The 17,302-nt window shown below is 62.4% G+C and carries 11 protein-coding genes; 9 read left to right on the top strand and 2 right to left on the bottom strand.

The window, feature by feature from the left end; genetic code table 11:
- Positions 1 to 3: 3 nt before the first annotated feature.
- A complete protein-coding gene (gene drmA, locus VGC56_RS07250) occupies positions 4 to 3,996 on the bottom strand; it encodes a DISARM system helicase DrmA (RefSeq protein WP_464124216.1) in 3,993 nt (1,330 codons plus the stop codon).
- Positions 3,997 to 4,274: 278 nt separating this feature from the next.
- Between drmA and VGC56_RS07245 the strand changes: the two genes are divergently transcribed.
- The 6 genes from VGC56_RS07245 to VGC56_RS07220 all read left to right on the top strand — a co-directional run bounded on the left by VGC56_RS07245 (position 4,275) and on the right by VGC56_RS07220 (position 12,131).
- Complete coding sequence (locus VGC56_RS07245; RefSeq protein WP_464124215.1) at positions 4,275 to 4,580, top strand: hypothetical protein; 306 nt, start codon at positions 4,275 to 4,277, stop codon at positions 4,578 to 4,580.
- A gap of 182 nt (positions 4,581 to 4,762) precedes the next feature.
- Positions 4,763 to 5,764: a hypothetical protein gene (locus VGC56_RS07240; protein WP_464124214.1), complete on the top strand. Its 1,002-nt coding sequence runs from the start codon at positions 4,763 to 4,765 to the stop codon at positions 5,762 to 5,764.
- Positions 5,722 to 6,726 (top strand): hypothetical protein, encoded by a 1,005-nt coding sequence (locus VGC56_RS07235; RefSeq protein ID WP_464124213.1) that lies wholly within the window; start codon positions 5,722 to 5,724, stop codon positions 6,724 to 6,726. Before VGC56_RS07240 ends, VGC56_RS07235 begins: the two co-directional genes overlap by 43 nt.
- Positions 6,719 to 9,460, top strand: a complete 2,742-nt coding sequence (locus VGC56_RS07230; protein ID WP_464124212.1) for a hypothetical protein — start codon at positions 6,719 to 6,721, stop codon at positions 9,458 to 9,460. The genes VGC56_RS07235 and VGC56_RS07230 overlap by 8 nt, the downstream gene beginning before the upstream one ends.
- Positions 9,461 to 9,746: 286 nt before the next feature.
- The gene (locus VGC56_RS07225) at positions 9,747 to 10,256 is read left to right on the top strand and encodes a Ros/MucR family transcriptional regulator (RefSeq protein WP_464124211.1); all 510 of its coding nucleotides are present in this window, start codon (positions 9,747 to 9,749) and stop codon (positions 10,254 to 10,256) included.
- A gap of 1,308 nt (positions 10,257 to 11,564) precedes the next feature.
- Positions 11,565 to 12,131 carry a hypothetical protein gene (locus tag VGC56_RS07220; protein WP_464124210.1) on the top strand — a complete coding sequence of 189 codons (567 nt, stop codon included), beginning with the start codon at positions 11,565 to 11,567 and terminating at the stop codon, positions 12,129 to 12,131.
- On the opposite strand, the gene VGC56_RS07215 is transcribed toward VGC56_RS07220, so the two are convergent.
- Positions 12,128 to 13,195 (bottom strand): hypothetical protein, encoded by a 1,068-nt coding sequence (locus VGC56_RS07215; RefSeq protein WP_464124209.1) that lies wholly within the window; start codon positions 13,193 to 13,195, stop codon positions 12,128 to 12,130. The genes VGC56_RS07220 and VGC56_RS07215 overlap by 4 nt on opposite strands.
- A gap of 413 nt (positions 13,196 to 13,608) precedes the next feature.
- Here VGC56_RS07215 and VGC56_RS07210 point away from each other — a divergent pair, with 413 nt between their 5' ends.
- The 3 genes from VGC56_RS07210 (at position 13,609) to VGC56_RS07200 (ending at position 17,270) form a co-directional block, all read left to right on the top strand.
- Complete coding sequence (locus tag VGC56_RS07210; RefSeq protein ID WP_464124208.1) at positions 13,609 to 14,448, top strand: hypothetical protein; 840 nt, start codon at positions 13,609 to 13,611, stop codon at positions 14,446 to 14,448.
- Between the two features lie 13 nt (positions 14,449 to 14,461).
- Positions 14,462 to 14,749 (top strand): hypothetical protein, encoded by a 288-nt coding sequence (locus tag VGC56_RS07205; protein WP_464124207.1) that lies wholly within the window; start codon positions 14,462 to 14,464, stop codon positions 14,747 to 14,749.
- Between the two features lie 151 nt (positions 14,750 to 14,900).
- Positions 14,901 to 17,270: an integrase catalytic domain-containing protein gene (locus VGC56_RS07200; protein ID WP_464124206.1), complete on the top strand. Its 2,370-nt coding sequence runs from the start codon at positions 14,901 to 14,903 to the stop codon at positions 17,268 to 17,270.
- Positions 17,271 to 17,302: the final 32 nt, after the last annotated feature.

Raw genomic sequence — 17,302 nt, 5'->3', positions numbered from 1 at the left:
CACCTAAATCTTGAACGTGGTGGTTTCCTCGATCGCGCGCAGACTCTGCGGCGCGCTCTCGAATGCCTGAGCCAGCGCCGCTCCGGCATGCTGCGGATCCCCCAACACCACCTCGCGGACTGGAGTCCTGACCATCGCGGATTCCCAATAAACCAGCTGATCGCGGCCGTTCGCCCGTCGCGCGAGCATCTGCCATCGATCCAACTCGGCTTCAGTCTCGATTGCGGTGATACCCGGAACGGGCCTTACGTCGTTCGGCTGCGTCTGGGATCGCCGCTCTAGAATCGCGGCAATGGCCCTGACATCAGCATCGCGTCGATGCGCTGCCATCCTGATCGCCTCGCTGTGGTACCGCTGGCCGGAAAGCCGCTGCTCGACCCGCCAGTTCGGATGCACCGGCTGATCGTCAAGGGTGGCCGCCTGGCGCAGCAGCGCGACCGCGAGCGGTCCGAGGCAGCGATCACGCGCTTTAGGTGCGAACGGCGACACTGTGATCGCCTCCACGTGCCGATACAGCGCCCGGTGATAGCCGCAGAAAAACTCATAATGATCGAGGTCACGTGGACGCGAGGCACGCAAGAAAGTTACCACCAGCGCGCCTGAGCGTCGGCCAACGCGGCCCGTCGCCTGGATGTAGCTTGAGGTGGTTTTCGGCTGCCCGTGAACAACCATCAGCCCGAGGCGATCAATATCGACACCGGTGCCGAACATGGATGTAGCGCAGACGACGTCGACGCCGAACGGGATCTCCAGCGCATCGAGCATTCCAGGCAGCTCAACGGAATCAACCCGACTGGAGAGCTCCATATATCCGTTGGGCTCCGTGGCTCGGGTCGAGGCGCCGTAGCGGCGGCGCATGCGGTCGGGAATGTCCTGACGGTACAGAGTCGCCGCGCCAGCGAGTTCGCGGACCGCGTTGAAATAACCAGCAAGCGTCCAGAGCCGATCTGGGTCCTCCTCGGGCGGGGCTTGGCTCGTCGTGACCGCCGACTGAAGAAGGCTCGACCAGATCCGCACGATCGGAGTTTGTGCGCCCTTTCCAGGAGAGGCGACTCCGACGTAGAGGCGACCCGCTCCGGCCTCGTCCAGCGGGTGCGGCTCCGATGTCCGCGCGAAGAAAGAGTCGTCTGCGGAGAGACCGGGTGCGGGGAACTGGGCCACTTCCCGATCGAACAAGGCGCGGACCTGCGGCGCAGCCTGGCGAACGGTCGCGGTAGATGCGACGTACTTGGGCCCCCTTCCGTCAGTTCTGCTGCACAGCGACTCGATTGCAGCCTCGTAGAGGCCCACCATGCTCCCCAGCGGGCCTTCGATAAGGTGGAGCTCGTCTTGGATTATCAAGTCGGGCGGATCGAACCCCGGAACGTTGACGTACAACGCAGCGTGGCCACCTGGGCCTCCTGGGGGATCGGGCCGGAAACTCTGCTGCTGGTTCGGCTGCCAGCCGCCAGGTCGATAATAGCCCTCAATCGAATGATAGCGTTCAACATTGCCGAAAATGCCCGCTGCGCGCGGTTCGAAGGCGAGGCGCGCGAACTTGTCAGCCGTTGCAACCACCAGCCCTGGACATTGAGCATATACCTGCTCGTCCACGGTGCACGCAGGGATCGGGATGCGGCCGAAAACCCTGGTGGAAATGCGCCCGAGAGGAAGCGGCGGGTCCTGCCACCAGCCGGAGAGCGTAGGTAGCATCGCGTGCTCGGCTGACCGGAATGACCGATCCGAGGCCGCAGCTGCTCGGGTGGCGGAGCGCAACACTGGCACATTCTCGGCCCACGCGCACTGGTTCAGCTCACATCCGGGGTGGGGACAAAGCACTTCGAAGCCCGTCACCGCAGAAGCAATGCCGTCTCTTCTTACCAGCGCATAGCCCGGTCGAGCCGGCCGGGCGCACAAGAGGTCCCCCGGAACCAGTGACGGTACGATCACGGCTTCCCACCATTCGTCAAATCGCTCCGCAGTGATGGCAGCGCCCTCAGAAACACGAAGGGTAAGGGCGGTTGCAAAGGCGTCGCCCAGTTCCGTCGTCTCGACCCCGACGAGCTCAACCCCCTGGCCGGGGGCGACAAGCCGCGAGGCGTCCACGGCTCGGCCCGCAAGAGCATGAGGAATATGAAGGCGGTGCTCGCCTTCCCGGAGACCACCGCCGGCGCCGGTCGCCTGCGGAACTGCCAGGATGGTCCGACAGCAAGGGCAGTTTACTACCTGTGCCGGCTCGCCGCCGAGATGAACCCGGCCACCCTGCAGCTGGCGAACTATCGACTGGTCCGGCCCCTGATACCCTGGTCTGGCACCCCGAAGAACGTCGATCGCGCCGAGGTAAATGTGGATCCTGTTGTCGATGCGTGCTGCGATCGTATCCATACGATTTGGCGTGACGTTGCCGCCCACCCACAGACCCGCTGAAAATCGACTTCCTCCCCAAAGGAAGGTCTCTACGCGAGGACAACCTTGGGGACGCCAGCCGACTACGCCGCCTGGATCGGCGAGGCCGTCCACGCGCAGCATCTCGCACGCGGTCACAGTCGCGAGCGCCCGCCGAAACTGCTGAATCGTAAGGAGGCGCAGCGTGTAGCGCGAGATCACACCCGTTCCACCGCCTGATGTCGAGCGGAGACGCCGATGTGCCAGCGTGAATGCCGCAAGCGCGAGATAGGCCTCCGTCTTTCCACCGCCCGTCGGAAACCAAAGGAGGTCACAGACTTCACGACCCGCATCATCCGCATTCGCCGTGGAGCGTAGGGTGATCAAAAGGAACGCGAGCTGAAAAGGTCTCCACACGAGAGGCTCGTGACGGGACCATTGCCCCTGCATCGCCATCGCGCGGTTCGCGAAACAAAATGCCAGACGGACATCCTCATCGTTCAGGAGCAATGTGATCGCGTCCTGCAGGCGATCTGCCAGTGTCTGGCAAAGACGAGCGTTCGCACGGCCCGCTTCGCGCAAGTGATCCGGCAGCGCATCAGCCCGCCGACCGAGTTCGTCCACCCACTCGCGGTACCCCGTCGCTAGGGGCGAGAGGGCTGCTTCAACAGCTTGCGGCTCCCAAGTGACGGCGAGCGTGCCCGCATCAAGCACTGGAGCACCTCGACGGCCCAACCATGCAGTCTCCGGAGCTTGCACGGAGTGGAGAGGCAGATATTCGGTTCGCAAATCGGGCGGCGAGAAAGCCGCCGCTTCATCCGGTGGGAGGACGTGCGCGTCGGTAAAGGCAAAAGGAGCCTGACTAGGTCGCTCCGCCTCCAGGTTTTGTGCATGGCGCTCCGGATCGATGGCGCGCCAGGTAGCACCGCACATGTGGCCCCGCGCGAAAGCCTCCCGGCCGGCGTAAAGCAGGTCAAGATCCTCCTCCTCCCGCGTGCCGCGAGCGGTCGCACTGCGCATCGGCAGCAGGGATGAACCATCGCTCAACAGGACGCGGATTTGAGGCTGAAATACGTGCTCCGTCGGACCCTGACGCCCCCGCTCCGTCTCGCGCCTGATGTTCAGCAACCAGACGCTCACGCGCCGATCGCCGCTGCGAAGGAGGCTGGTTTCAACCCTCAGCTCGGCACCGTCCCGCTCAAACGACCTCTGGAGCACGGCCAGGTCGAGCCAGTCCGTTACGAGGGCATCCGGTCTACGACGCCAGCCACCGTCCTCCGCCGCGTAGCGTGCCCAGGTCGCACACACCCGTACCCGCGGAGAGGGACCATCGACGACGAAGGAGAGCCCCAAGGATCTCGGTGGCTGACTTGGGTCAATCGACGGCGACGGCGGCGCCGTCCCAACGAACGACTCCTCATTCGAATCCTCTTCGCCACCGGCCGCATCGCCTAGCAGCTCTGGAGCTTCCCCATCCACGTCTGAATGAGAGGTGCCTCCGATCGGCTCCGGGCGCAGGACGCCAGTGACATATTCGGTTCGGGGATCATCCGCCAAGAGTTCCAAGGGCCCCTCCCTCGGGCCCAGCACCTCCCCACACAGATCCACCAGTGTCCTCGCGCGCAGACCCAAGCGTGCCCCCTACGTTCATCCCCTGCGGGCAAGTCTAAGGACAACCACGCGACTTTCCAGCGGTTTTGCTGCGAGGCGGGCAAACGGGCTCAACAGGCGAAACTCGGTCATCCCCGGCGGACTGTCCCCGCGCCCGTTTCGGGACCGGCGGCGGCGAAATTGGCGCTTTCGACGTGGAGCTCAGAAGGTTGATCGCAGCTTCCTCGTCGATGCTCGTTCACTAAGGGTCTGGCGGCACGAGCCCGCTATCCGACCGACAAAGGAGTTCGAACCTAGACATGGCTGAGAGTGGCGAATTTCCCCCCATCGAGGCTCTTGCTGGTTCGAACGTCGCATTGGACCCGTACGCGTCGCGCATTCTTGAGAAATGGCGCACACTCTCGCCCGAGCTCCAACAGATGGTCCCGCACATCGCGCAGTTGATCGTCGAGGGCATGGGCGGAAGTGCTGCCTGGAGGGATATGAACGGGGCGAAGCGGAATATCATGAGCTACACGGCAGCAGCGTTGTTGGCTGAAGCTCGCCAGCGGGCCAGGCATCGATCGCCAATTAGTGCCAGAAGGTCCCGCGCGACTCTTTCGTGAGCCTCAGCAAACGGCTTCTAAGAATTGCCCCGAAGCCGATTGCCAGTTGCTGCTTTCCTGGGCAGACTGCGGCTCACAGGGTTTTGCCGGGGGACTTTGCAGTGGGGAGATCATCGACCTTCTCGCATTTCTTGAGAATAACCACCGCGGCCTCTTCAGCGTGGGATCGCGCTGACAACACAATGGCTTTCTGCCTGGTCCAAGCGCACCTCGCCTCGCTGCTCGACGCGGTCCAACTAGGGCACGTGGATGCCGAAGCGGCGAGTGCAGTCCGAGATTGTCTAGAGAGCGAACTCCAAGGCCGCGGTTTTTTAGATGCGTCAACCATAGCGACCGGCAGCCCGTTCACGCCACGAGACGCATGGGCAGCCCTTGGTGCAGCGATCATCACGGCGGGAGACGTCATAAATGCGGCTACTGGGCGGGCGCACAAGCTCTCAGACACGCGGACACCCACCGCAGTTTACGAAGACTCGATCTTCGTGACGCTGGGGCCGCTTCATTACCACATCGACCTCATCCGCGCAGGCGCCTTGATTGTTGATCCGAGTTTGCGGTTCGTCTCCCAAACGAAGATCCTGAACCGCCGAGCTGACTTGCCCTTCCTTGAGAGATGCGCGCTCAGCCTGAATGAAGGGCTGAAACTACCGGAAGCACGACGCGCGTTCCTGAAAGGCGCGAGGGATCACATCGTGTGGTTGGCTCCCGAACTGGAGCGTGTCGCGGCGCTCGTCGATGCGCAATCCGGCGCTCGCCTTCCCCCGTCGGCCACTAAACAGCTGAGGGACCTTCTCGGGCTGTGGGCCGAGAACGGCCGAGTCGCGCGGCCGTTGGCGTTATTCCGGTGCGAACACACTCCGCTCTATGCGCCGAATGTCATCACTGCGAGAGGCTATGAGCGCTTTCGCCACCGTCCGCGTCGGCGCATGGCGGCGGCTCCCATGGCAGGACTGACATACAACCTGGACTGCACTCTCGCTCGACGCTACCCAGGTTCCTGCGAACTGGTCGCTGTGGGAGTGGCCATGGATCAGGTTCTTGATACGATAGCCTGCGGAATCCCGGCTCCCATCCCGAAATCTCGCTCGGCGAACGTCACCGCTCACGTGAACTACGCCGACACGACCCGAGCCGGGAGGTCATGGCGCACCATCATCCGCGAGTTGGACGCGACGATCTCGTGACGGAGTCATCACCTGAATTCCCTGAGTGGAGCGCCCGCCGTTCGCTGCCCCTCTCCGCCATGGCATCTTGGTCTGAAGCTGGCTGGGCCGAATGGTGGGCCGATGGCGTGCGGATCTGGCACTCTGACTTTCGGCCGGCAGATCGGCGAGAGGCATTCGCACCGATCCTGCTGGATGTGGAGCGGGATCTGCCAGAGGAAAGACTGCCGGACGAACTCGGCCGTTTCTACGATGAGCCAACTACGCGGAACGCAGCAGAAGCGATCGCCACTCAGAGGGCGCTGGAACGAGGAATACTACGACTGCTCAATGATCGTCATTTTATGGAATCCGCTGAAGTCCCAATGCTCGCACTTCGCATTTTCTCAGTGCTGCCGTGCCGGTCATCGGAGCAGATCGTACACTCGATTCTCGCGGCTCTAGGAAAACAGTGGCTCGACCCGGAGGCTGACGACGAACTCGTTCCAGCCCTGACGTATGCCATTCTCGAGTTTGTGGATATCACCCTTCTCGAAGACGTGCGGCTTCACTTCGAGTCTGTGCTCGCACAACAAACAGGTCACGATGCCCCACTGATCTATGGCATTGCCGTTTCGCGAGAGGACGTCCGTTCCGCACTGGCGACGTTTGAGCGTCTCTGGAGAGCGGACACGGCGTTCAGCACGCCCGACATATGGGAGGCCATCGCTGATGAGTTGAACCGCCATTTCGGGAAAGAGCGCGTCGCTGCAGAGTTGAGGCGCATCGTCTCAAACCGGCCCGGCTTGTCAGCCGAGGGAGTGGACGCACTCGTTCCCGCGATGCGCCTGGAGCATTGCTATCCGACCGGAGATCGGCGCATGGGGCTGCGAGGGCACCTCCAGAGGGCGGAGGGCCGGTTACCGCTTACCTTGAGTCGGAAGCGTGGTCTTTCGACTGAAATCGAACCCGCCGGACTCGAGGCTGCGATGGCCTGTGGCTGACATCGAACGCGATCTCCTGCAGCGGCAGCTCGCCTGGACTCTGGCAGCGCTGGACCTTTGCCTCGACATGGAACGGAACGAAGCTGACGGGGCCTTTGCCGCCTCTGGCGGGGAAATTGTGTACGTTTTCGACGAGGACGTGTTCGAACTCTTTGTCAGCGGGTGGAATGAGTACCAGGGCACAGGAGCGGACAGGGTACAAATTTACCGCGACAGGCGGCAGTCTGTCGGAGTGTTCAACACCCGTCTTTGGCGGAAAAAACAAATTTCACGAGTCGAAGAGGACACGCGAGCTCTCATAAATCGGCAGTCGATGATTCTCACCGGAGAGTACCTCATCAGCAGCCCGCTTCCCGGGATGAAAGATGGTCGAATCTATATGTCCCGTCAGCACCTGTCTGAATTGGACAGGCGGTGGGATTACTTGGTAGAATATTACCGTTCGCTGATACTTCAGCGCGGCGGGTGTCCAGAGGAACTAGAAAGAATCCTGGCACTGGACGAAGACATGGCGTTCAAGGCGCTCACTGCTCCTGAGGCCCCCGTGACCACCGAGGATGTCGACACATATCTTCGATCACAGCCTCCCGTGTTGAGAGAAGACCTCGAGAAATTGCGAAGAGCGTTGTCACAGGTTCGAACCCCGTCTGCGGGTTCATACGAAGCGCCGGGGCGGGACTTCTGGAGCTATGCCTTCAGCCGCCGCCTTGCCGACGAGCTCGCGAAGCTCAGGGTCACGCAGCCGTTTGGTCAGCTGAAGCGAATCCACTCCGAGCTGTCTCCTCGATTGGAGTTTTTGCACACCGCTGCGGAACTGGATGAGCCTGAAGGGGACAGCAATGTTCGACGGTCGGAAACGCCCGCTTTCTGGCTGAAGAGCATACGGACCCTGGCGCAGGAGCGTAACCACAAAAGGTCCGATGCGGCACTTAGGAACGATGCCCAGACCTTAGCCCTTGTGCAGGCATTCGCGAACGCTGCGTCTTACTCCAAGGACCGGCGGTTCGTCTTCGTGACGTCTGATGTTGTTTTGATCGAGGCCTACCGCGAGTGGCACTGCACAGCTGCACTCGATGGGGAGCACTTTGTTGTCCGCAGCACTCGGCAATACGCTCCGTTGCTGAACATCCACGACATGGCAGAAGGGGACGGCAGCTCGGAAGCTGCACTCAAGGAAGATATTTTCAAGCGCCTTCGCGATGCGATCGAGCCATTGCTGCTGAAGCTGAATCTGTCTGCGGCGTCTGAAGGGAACCGCCAGCTGAACAAGCGAAGCGGGACGCCACCACACGTTCAGGGCGACACCGTCAGGCGCACTCGCGAGCATTTCTCGTTGCGCTTGCGGCAGGTACTCGCGCGTCTTGAGCGAGAGGCAACGGGAGAGGCGGGCGGTCCCGTTATGTCTCGGGAGGAGCTCCTGAGCGAGGTGGTAAACCTCAGCATCTTTACAGATCCATCCCCGAACCTCGCGGCAATCGACCGTGAGCTCGAGGAAATATCTGAGCTTGGCCGAGCTATTGAACGTGCTGCAATCGGCTTTGGTTCGCCATGGCTCTCAGCTCGCCTAAACTCCCTGCGGCCGATTCAGGAGCTTCAGCGCAAGGTTGCCGCCGGCGACGAATCGGCCTTGGCACGGTTCGTGGCTGATATGGTGGAGGAATTCGACGATGCCAGTCTCACAGTGCGCGTAAGATTCTTCGACATAACTGCAGAGCTGGAAAGTGTGGCGGAAAAGCAGCGGCGCGCCGCTCGCAGGCGGGTCCCGCTCCTGTTGCAGCTGTTTTTTGAAAGAGACGGTGTGCGCGTCAACCTTGCTATCGAGGCTCTCGAGCGGATCAACGTGGCTGGATCCGGTGCCGCGCACGAGGCGAAGACCCCGACGTTCGAACAAGAAAGAGACTGGGCCATTCACTCAGGCGGCTACCGCCTTTTTGCGCTCTATTCCTGTATCGCGCTGTACTTAGAGAAGTGGGACACCGCCTACCGTTGCGCAGTCAACGCTCGGCGACGCGCGCGCACCGCATCCAAATCCGAGCATGACGAACTAGATTATCTGCTCGCTCTTTCGATTCGCTTTCGCCTCGGCGCGGGGCCGATCCGCGACGCCGGCCAGTCCGACGTCACAGCTCGGGAGTTTCTCAAAGTTGAGCAGATACTCAAGACGGAAGTGGAGAGCGGCCTTGCAAGCTTCACTACCTTGCGGGCGGCTGCCGAACTGAGCTCGCTTCAGCTGTTTTCCTGCGCGTGGGCGCTTGCCGGAGCCAATGGGGCCACCGATGCACGGCAGCCAGCCGGTTTCGACCTGGAATTTGGCGCCTCCCGGCTCACAGCGGCATGCAAGTTGCTCGCGAGCCTCTGGCCACACGTAGCCCGTGCTCAGGATGACGGCATCGTGCAACTTCGGCGCCATGCCGCGATCAATTTCGCGGCCGCAGAATGCTTCGCCGCGAAGTTCGCGACCTTGGGATGGGAGAGGGTCGCCTCGGAATGCAGGAATGAGATTGGCGGGATTCTGGACGAGCCGTTGCTCAGCGCGATGGTCGACGAGTGGGAAAAGGCGCCAGGGTGGCGGCCGGCTATCGGATTCACCCTCTTCGGGTGGGCACGGTTCGTTCGCGGGTGGGGGCCGCCTCCCTCGCAAGCCGTTGGACCCGATCTGACCCTCCCGGTCGATCAGAGAGTGGCGACATTCTTGGAGGGACTTCTGGGACCGGCAGACGTAGCCGGTCGCTGATTACGCATGCGCTATCTTTGAACGGGGTTGGCTATTTCGACGATTACTTGGATCTCCGTTCGGCGGTAGGAGCAGAGCTTGCAGGCGGAAGGCGTCGCCAGGAACAATCTCTTAGGAGACCTCCTACCGTTCCCGGAGTGGCTCCCGCGCTGGCGCCGTGCGCCGGGCTGCTGCTCCGGGAATGGCCGATGACCAGTGCCAATTCTGCTGCTCGAATACTGCTGTTACCATTGACGTAGTCATCGGGGTCGCGCATGCGGCGCGGGAAATGCCTCAGGAGTAGCAAATGGCCGACGAACGAAACCTGGATGCCGTGGAGCTCGCGACCGAGTTGACGATTGCCTGGTTGGGAAATCAGAACAATCGCGCACAAGCTGAGGATGTGCCCCAGTTCTTGCGCACGATGCATGCCACGGTGACGGAGCTCGCTGGCGGATCTTCGATCCCGGAAGCGACCGTCGATGAGGCGCCGCCAACGCAAGAGTTTACGCCGGCCGTTTCTGTCCGGAAGTCGCTTGCCTCCAAGGATCACATCATCTCGATGGTCGACGGAAAGCCGTACAAGACGCTGAAGCGGCACCTGTCCCGCCACGGCCTTACGCCGGCGGAATACCGCCAGCGCTACAATCTTCGTGCCGATTACCCGATGGTCTCTGAAAGCTATTCGGCTGCTCGCAGAGCAATGGCTCACAAGATCGGCCTTGGTCAAAAAGGACGCGCCGCCAAAGGAGCCGCCGCGGGAGGCGGAGAGGCACCGCCGCGGCGCGGCCGCGGCGGCACTGCGAAGAAAGGCTAAAGGCCTGGCGCGGCTGGATCAGCGACCGCGGCGCGAGCCGCGACGACGGTCCAACGCGGCTCCGCGTCCTCAGGCGCGCCTCGCGGAGCCTTCCGAAGTCGATCAGATCGGGGCGGCGCGAAGGAGGCCGTGGGTGCCTTACTCTGCAGCGATGTTCACGCTGGCTTGGGCACTCACCGGAACTCCGGAGGTGAGCGCCCGAACACACCTTGCCTCACCACCGCCTGGAGCGTTCTATTGCACGGTCGGCTACGTGCACGACGGGGACACTTTCCGATGCACCAATGGTGCTCGAATCCGCGTTGCTGGCATTGATGCGCGAGAGACAGACGGGTCATGCGCACCGGGGCATCCCTGCACCCGAGCGTCCGCCGGCGCCGCTACTTCCGCTCTACGCCGCCTGGTTCAGGGGCGAACATTGAGGTGCAGCGCCAACGGAACTTCCTATAATCGTATCGCCGCCTGGTGCTACCGGCCGGACGGCGTCGACATCTCCTGCGCAATGATGGCAAGCGGCACCGTCGCCCGGTGGGACCGGTTCTGGAGGGCACACCGGTGCTGATCGGACGGCGAGCCGCTCATGGAAGGTCACAAGAAGGCTGAGCGGCCATGGCCGTCCATGGACGTGAGCACGAGCGAAGGTCTCGGCTGAGGCAACGCAGACCCCAACTCGGCCAGTAGATCTGGCGCTCACTTGCTGAGCCCGTCGTCGCGGCCTCCCGATTTAGCCAGAGCTGCGCGCATACCACCCGGCGCATCGCCTTCGCAAAGCGGTACGCTCAAGAAGCAAGACCTCCTGCGACCATCACAACAACAAAGGAAGTGAAGATGCAAGAACCCGAAATTTCGGGCATTGACCCTCTGCGCCCGCTACGAGCGCGACGTCCCGTTGGCGCGCGGACTTACCGTGCCACAGCCGGCTCGGCGCCCATCTTCCCGGCGAGCAGCCTTGATGATGTCGATATGACGGGGGTCGATCCGTTGCGGATCGAGGAAGTCAGGAGACGTGTCGCCGCTGTAAAATCTTACGTCCAAATTCCTCAACCGATGGATAGCGATCGCCGCCGCCACGCGCGCACACTAGGGCTAAGCGTCAATCAGTTCTTGGCGCTCGTTCGAGCGTGGAAGGAACATGGTCAGGCTACCGCCATCGCGGGCGCAGGCACCGCACGTGGAGCGCCTCGTTCCCCCACCCCCCGAACGTTACCCACGGTCTCAAAGGATGCTGCTCGAGAGGTCGTGACAGCGCTCGGACCTGATGTTCCTCATGTTGAGGCCGTCCGTGCCGTCAAGGCGCGATGTGTCTCCTTGGGCGTGAAGGCACCATCAAGGAGCACAATCTGGAATATCGTCATGAGCTCGCGCCGTGACCTTGGCCAAAAGCACGGGAGCGATGACGTCGTGATCTCGCGCTGCCACGTGAAACTGCCGATGGAACACGAAGACGAAGTCGTCTTTCCGTTGATCATGCTCGTGGTGGACGGCCAAAACGGCGCCATTATTGCGGCAGCCATGAATCAGGACGGCGCAAGCTTCGACTCAATCGTGCCACCTCTAACGCAGCTATCGATCGCTCGGCGGATCATCGTGGATCAGGACATCGCGAAGGAGTTGAGTGGTGGCAAGCTTCCCGCGCACGTGGCTGTTCGACCAAGCGCCGCCCGCACGGCTACTGCTCGCGCTCTTGGTCGGGGGTTCGGATCGGTCGACGTCACCTACCAGATCAGTCGTGCAATCGATCCGAAACGGCTGCTCCGATCGCGGAAGGACAAAGCGCTCAGCCCACGAGACGCACGTCAGGTGATCCTGGAGCAACTCACCACGCACAACGCCGCCCGTGGAGCGCCGCCACCGATCGTGAACTGGGAAGGTTAGCCTCTGGCGAGCAGCGCGAGCATGCGGTGCAAATCGGCCGGCGGCGTGCTCCTCACAGGATCCGAGAAGGCCCCAGTCCGACCGGAATTATGACGGTCGACTTCGACCCTCAATCGGGCAACTTGATCCGACGTGGGAGAGACCGTTCGCACGAGGTCACCCGCCAGGCTGGCTTCGGTATGGCGAGGCAGAATGACGACACTTCCGATCCGCAGCCCCGTCACCGAACGGAGGTAACGTCCAAAGCGCTTCTCGCGCGTCGACGGCTCCACGGGGGCCGCTATTCCATCGTCAGCGAATCTCTTGCGCACGTCGCCCCACCGATCCTCATCCAGACCCACGACAATTTCCGCTCGCGACATCCTCTCAACCCACGGCAAGTCAGAGAGTTGGCCGGCATCAAGGCGCCTCAACGCATCACGCGCAGCGAGCGCATATCCTCCGCGGCTGTCCGCTGGATCCCCAAAGCCGGCACCGAGCACGACTTGAGTCCATCGATCAAGGATCGCGAATAGCGTCAGCAGCACTGTGTCGGTGGGGGTCAAAGTGCATGCGGCGCAATCCAACATAACGTCGTCGCCCGCCATCGTCTTCTGATCAAGCCGGCGCAACTCCTCCTCGACGTATCGACGAAGTGTGTTGTGGCTCGGCATGTCGCCTGCCGGAATGCCGCACGCGCCCTCGAGGTCGAGAGCAAGCTTGCGCACGCTGCTCTTCGGATCTGCCGCGACCACCGACGGCAACGCCCTCCTTAAGGCCGCGTCGTGCTTTCCAACCCGGGTCTTGGGGGCACCGGCGAACGTGCCGAGCGATGCCAATGATCTCTTCTCACGCCATGCCTTGGCCATCTCGTACATACGCGTAACGCTAACGCCCGCGTCAGCGGCGGCCTGCTTCGCGTCGATAGCGCCATCGGAATCTATCCAGCGCTGCAATGCCGTCATGCGCTGCATGGCCTTCGCACGCTGCGCGACGCTCAGCTCCGCCCACATGATTGCTTCACGCTCCGGGACGGGATCGCCCAGATGCGCCGCCAGCCCTTTGTCCTTGCGCTCCTTCGCCATGCCGCTCGCATACCTCGGGATGCAGCAATCTCCAAACTATTTTCGATCTCCAGACAAATTTCGATTGACACCCGGCGGATCCGCCCCATATCCAGCTCGAAAGTTATCTGGAGACTCGCACGTGGATGATGAAAACAACTCAGCAAGCGAAGGCGATCTGAAACCGCCACCTTTCCCGACGACCTGGAGGCGGCGGAGTTCCAGTCGAACGTCACCGTGGCGGCTGCGCGCGCTACCTGTGGTGGACCTGCCGAAGGTACAATCGTGACCAGGAGCAAGCGTAGCGAGCGCGTCGCAACCGATCACCGCCACGGGCAAACCGGCAACCTGATATCGGTCGCCCAAGGCGTCTCAGGCGCGCCTCCTCTGCCGCCTCAACGGCGCTGGAAAGTCGCGCGAATTGGAGATGTCGCGTGAGGGTCCCCCCGAGAAAGCTGAAGGAAGGAGCGGTCCGCGTCCCCCTCTCGCAAAAGCTCGTCGCCGGAATCGACCTGCACAGTCAGCTGCGTGATCCGAGCTTCAGGCCCGACCGCACCCGGCTCGTGCCCCGTGGCGAGGAGTTGCCCGTCGCCGACGAGCGCCTGACCAGCATGGGCGAGATGATTATGGAAGCGGACGGCGGCTCACTACGCACTTTCAGTGGCAAACTTGCTCACGAGAACGGCTGGTGGCCGGGTTGGAAGCGGCAGCGCCTCCAGCACTGGGAGGGCACGACTCAACGCTCTGCCCTCCTCGCCGCAGAATGCGACTTCGCCGTTGCTTGGGCGCAGAGTGAGCCTTGCCTGCTTCGCTTCCCCATCGGGGATCAATGGTATGAATGGTATGCGGACCTCCTCGTCAATCGCGTGGATGGTCCAGACGAGCTCTGGGAAATTAAGAAGGACGAGCGGCAGCTCGAAGATTCGACGTACCGACTTAAACTGGCCTGCGCCGACGAAATCTGCCGCCGCATCGGCATGCGCTTCCGTCTCGTCATGGCGGAGGAGATCGTCGAAAACCGCCACCACCGCGACAATCTTGAAACTTTCGCCGGACGGCGCTTCGTCACGATGACGCCCGAGCAGATCCGCCGCTTCGAGGGCTTTGCGGTAAATCGCGGCACTGAGACGACCTATGGGGAACTCGCCAACGTCATCGATCCCCGCTGTCCCGCCCGCGGCGCCGCCGTGGTCCAGGGCCTCACGGTCCGCCGGCGAGTCGAGATCGACCTGCGCAAACTGCTCACCAACTGCACCCCACTGCGCATCCACTGATGGGAGCCGTCAAATGAAACACGCCCGTCGCACCCGCTCTCGCAACGAGGTAAAAGCCCCTCTTCGGCGATTTAGCGGCCGCAACGAGCCGCCCTTGGCTCGTCGCCCGTATAATCCCTACCACTTCAAACCAATCCCGGGTGCTTGCGTCACGCCAATAGAAACCATTGTCCAGACATGGCCCCTCGAAGGCTTTTCTGAAGTGATGATTGACGAACACGGAGCAGTCACGCGCCGCCCCATCCTGACAGTCGTCGTGGATAAACGCAGCCGCGCCATCCTGGGCTGGCACATGAGCTAGCGATCGCGGCCGCCGCGACGGGCGGCGCCAAACACCGAAATCGGGCCGCCACTCCGGCGACCCCGTCCGGGTTTGCAGGCTCGGTTCAACCGAGACCGTGCCTGCGGTCGGCGGAACGCCGACGCACGCTCTCCGCACATGGAGAAGTAGCGTGAACAACCAGACCCAACCCAAGTACAATTATCCGGTGGGCACGATCATCCGGATCGATGGGCGCCCGCACAAGGCGCCCACATACCCCATCCCTGGTCGCATGATGCTTATGGACTGCCACACCGGCCAGCCCTTTCTCATCCCCGACGGTAAGGGCGGCACCGCTATGCCGACGGACGATGACTTCGACGGCCTCATCATCGAGGATCGCATCGAAATAGCGTTCCCTGAGAACGTCGTCGCCTCACGCCTCCTCGCCGCCACGGCCGAGTTCGACATTTCAGACCTTGAGGAGATCGATCCTGGCCTCCGCAAGACGCTGGCCCAAGTCGACGTGCTCGACAACAACGGCGTGAAAAACGGCGTGAAGGCGATCAACGAGGGGCTGGAAAAACATTGGACCGAGGAGCTGCGCGCGCAGTTCGGGGAGCCCGACAACGCACATACAATCAAACGCTGGCGTTCCGAGCGCGGCAAACCCGGCGCACGCCTGCCCAAGCTGATGGTCCGCCTCTCCGGCAAGGTGCCTCGCGCCCCCTACCTCGACGACGTCGCGGAGGAGATCAAGCAGAAGCATGCCCTCGACACCGAGAATACAAAGCGACCGATGACCGCGGGTTACGCCCTCGCCGCCACCGAGCTGCGCGAGGTCAACCTGGGGATGAGCACGCTCTACCCGAAGCCTGACGATCCCTACCCGATCTTCTCCTACGACACCTTCCGGCGCGCGTGCATTAACGTCCGCAGCTCAGACACCGTCGCCGCCAAAGACGGCAAGGAGATGATGGACAGCAAGATGCGTGGCGGCGGGCAGCCGCTCATCGCGAGCCGCATTCTTGAGAAGGTCATCATCGACCACACGCCACTGTCCGCCTTTCTCGTTATCGACATTGAGCGCGACATTGTCTGCGGCAAACCATGGCTCACCTTCGCAATCGACGTGCACAGCCGCGCGATCGTGGCATGGGTGATCACGTTCCGTCCGCCCAGCTACTCGACCGTGTGCGAGGTGCTGCGGCGGATGAACCTTCCGAAACGGCCACCACCAGTAGACGCCGAGCGCTACCCAGTTCTCAAGCGGATCTGCGGCAAGCCGACCGAGATCATACTCGACAATGCGTCCGAGTTCACCGGCCACGGCCTAGAGGACGCCGCCAAGTCGGCCGGCTTCTCAGTCCGCTTCTGCCCAATAAAAGCCCCCCGCTATCGTGCGATCGGGGAACGCGTGAACGGAACCGTCGAGCGCAAGATGCTCGAGCACCTGCCCGGAGCCACCAGCACGATCGAGGACAATCGGCGCTCCGGCCACGATGGTCAGGAATACGCGTCCGTAACGATCAATGAGACCGAAGCCTTGGCTAATAAGGGCATCGCCGAGCTTCACACCGAGATCAACGAAAGCATTGGCTGTCAGCCGGCCCTCAAGTGGCAAAGGTCTGCCAACAAACATGGCATCGACGTAATGGGGGACGTCCGCCGCTTCCGCCTCGACACACTCGATGTCCAGCAGAACGTCCGGATCACCAAAAGCGGGGCCCGTATGTTCAACGGTCTGCGCTACTTCTGCCACAGCGGCGTTCCCCGGCTGATCAACAACAACCTCCGGTTCGAGCCGCGCCGTCAGGCGAAGGATGACGCTTGCGTCGTCACCAAAATCAAGTTCGACCCTGAGAACATCGCCGTCGTGCATGCTTGGGACAAAACAACCAGGTCCTATGTCGAACTAAAGTGCCAGGACGAAACGTATGCCGACGGCATGCCGCTTTGGTTCCACCGTGCGCTGGTCAAGCTCGCCAGCAGGGAGGCCACCGCTGAGCCTGAGGCGACGTCCAGGCCACGCCGCAAGCGGCTGGCTCAGGCGGCGGATGGCGAAATCCCGCCGCCCGAGTTGCGGCGCCTGTCGGAAATCGACCAAGACGAGATCGCGCCCAAGGGCTTCAACACCGAGGCCGAGCGGCTCGAAGCCCGCGCGCGCCGCATCGCGGCCGTCCGCAATATAGCACCGGGGGCAAAGCACCGCGAACGCAAGCTGCTGGCCAGTCTCTACGAGATCCCGCGCCTGCGGCAAATCGTGGGGAACATCGTCCACCTCGACACGGACTATGCGAAGTCCGTCTCGATCGACGATTTCATCTCGCACGATAGCGCATCGATGACTGCTTTGGATAACGAGATCCTGGCGCCGCGGTCGGAGGCACGCCGCAAACCGCGACCGGGCCGTCTGGACCGCGAGGGGCGCATGGACTCTCGCGACGCTGGCAAGGGGAGAGCCGCTCAACCTGCCAGCGTTTCGCACGTCGAAGAGGAGGAGTTCCTACGGCCGAACCGTCGCAGCCGTAGCACCCGCGGTAACACCGAAGCCGCCTGACATCGCACGCCCCGCCCGCGGTGCGGGCGGGG

It is taken from the genome of Allosphingosinicella sp. (genome assembly GCF_036403745.1).
GTDB lineage: Bacteria > Pseudomonadota > Alphaproteobacteria > Sphingomonadales > Sphingomonadaceae > Allosphingosinicella.
The sequence above is the reverse complement of the archived record's forward strand: the minus strand, read 5'-3'. Positions and strand labels throughout refer to the sequence as shown.

Coding starts and splice junctions, on each gene's coding strand:
- VGC56_RS07245 (WP_464124215.1), top strand. CDS start 4,275: ATGGCTGAGAGTGGCGAATTTCCCCCCATCGAGGCTCTTGCTGGTTCG.
- VGC56_RS07240 (WP_464124214.1), top strand. CDS start 4,763: ATGGCTTTCTGCCTGGTCCAAGCGCACCTCGCCTCGCTGCTCGACGCG.
- VGC56_RS07235 (WP_464124213.1), top strand. CDS start 5,722: ATGGCGCACCATCATCCGCGAGTTGGACGCGACGATCTCGTGACGGAG.
- VGC56_RS07225 (WP_464124211.1), top strand. CDS start 9,747: ATGGCCGACGAACGAAACCTGGATGCCGTGGAGCTCGCGACCGAGTTG.
- VGC56_RS07215 (WP_464124209.1), bottom strand. CDS start 13,195: ATGGCGAAGGAGCGCAAGGACAAAGGGCTGGCGGCGCATCTGGGCGAT.
- VGC56_RS07205 (WP_464124207.1), top strand. CDS start 14,462: ATGAAACACGCCCGTCGCACCCGCTCTCGCAACGAGGTAAAAGCCCCT.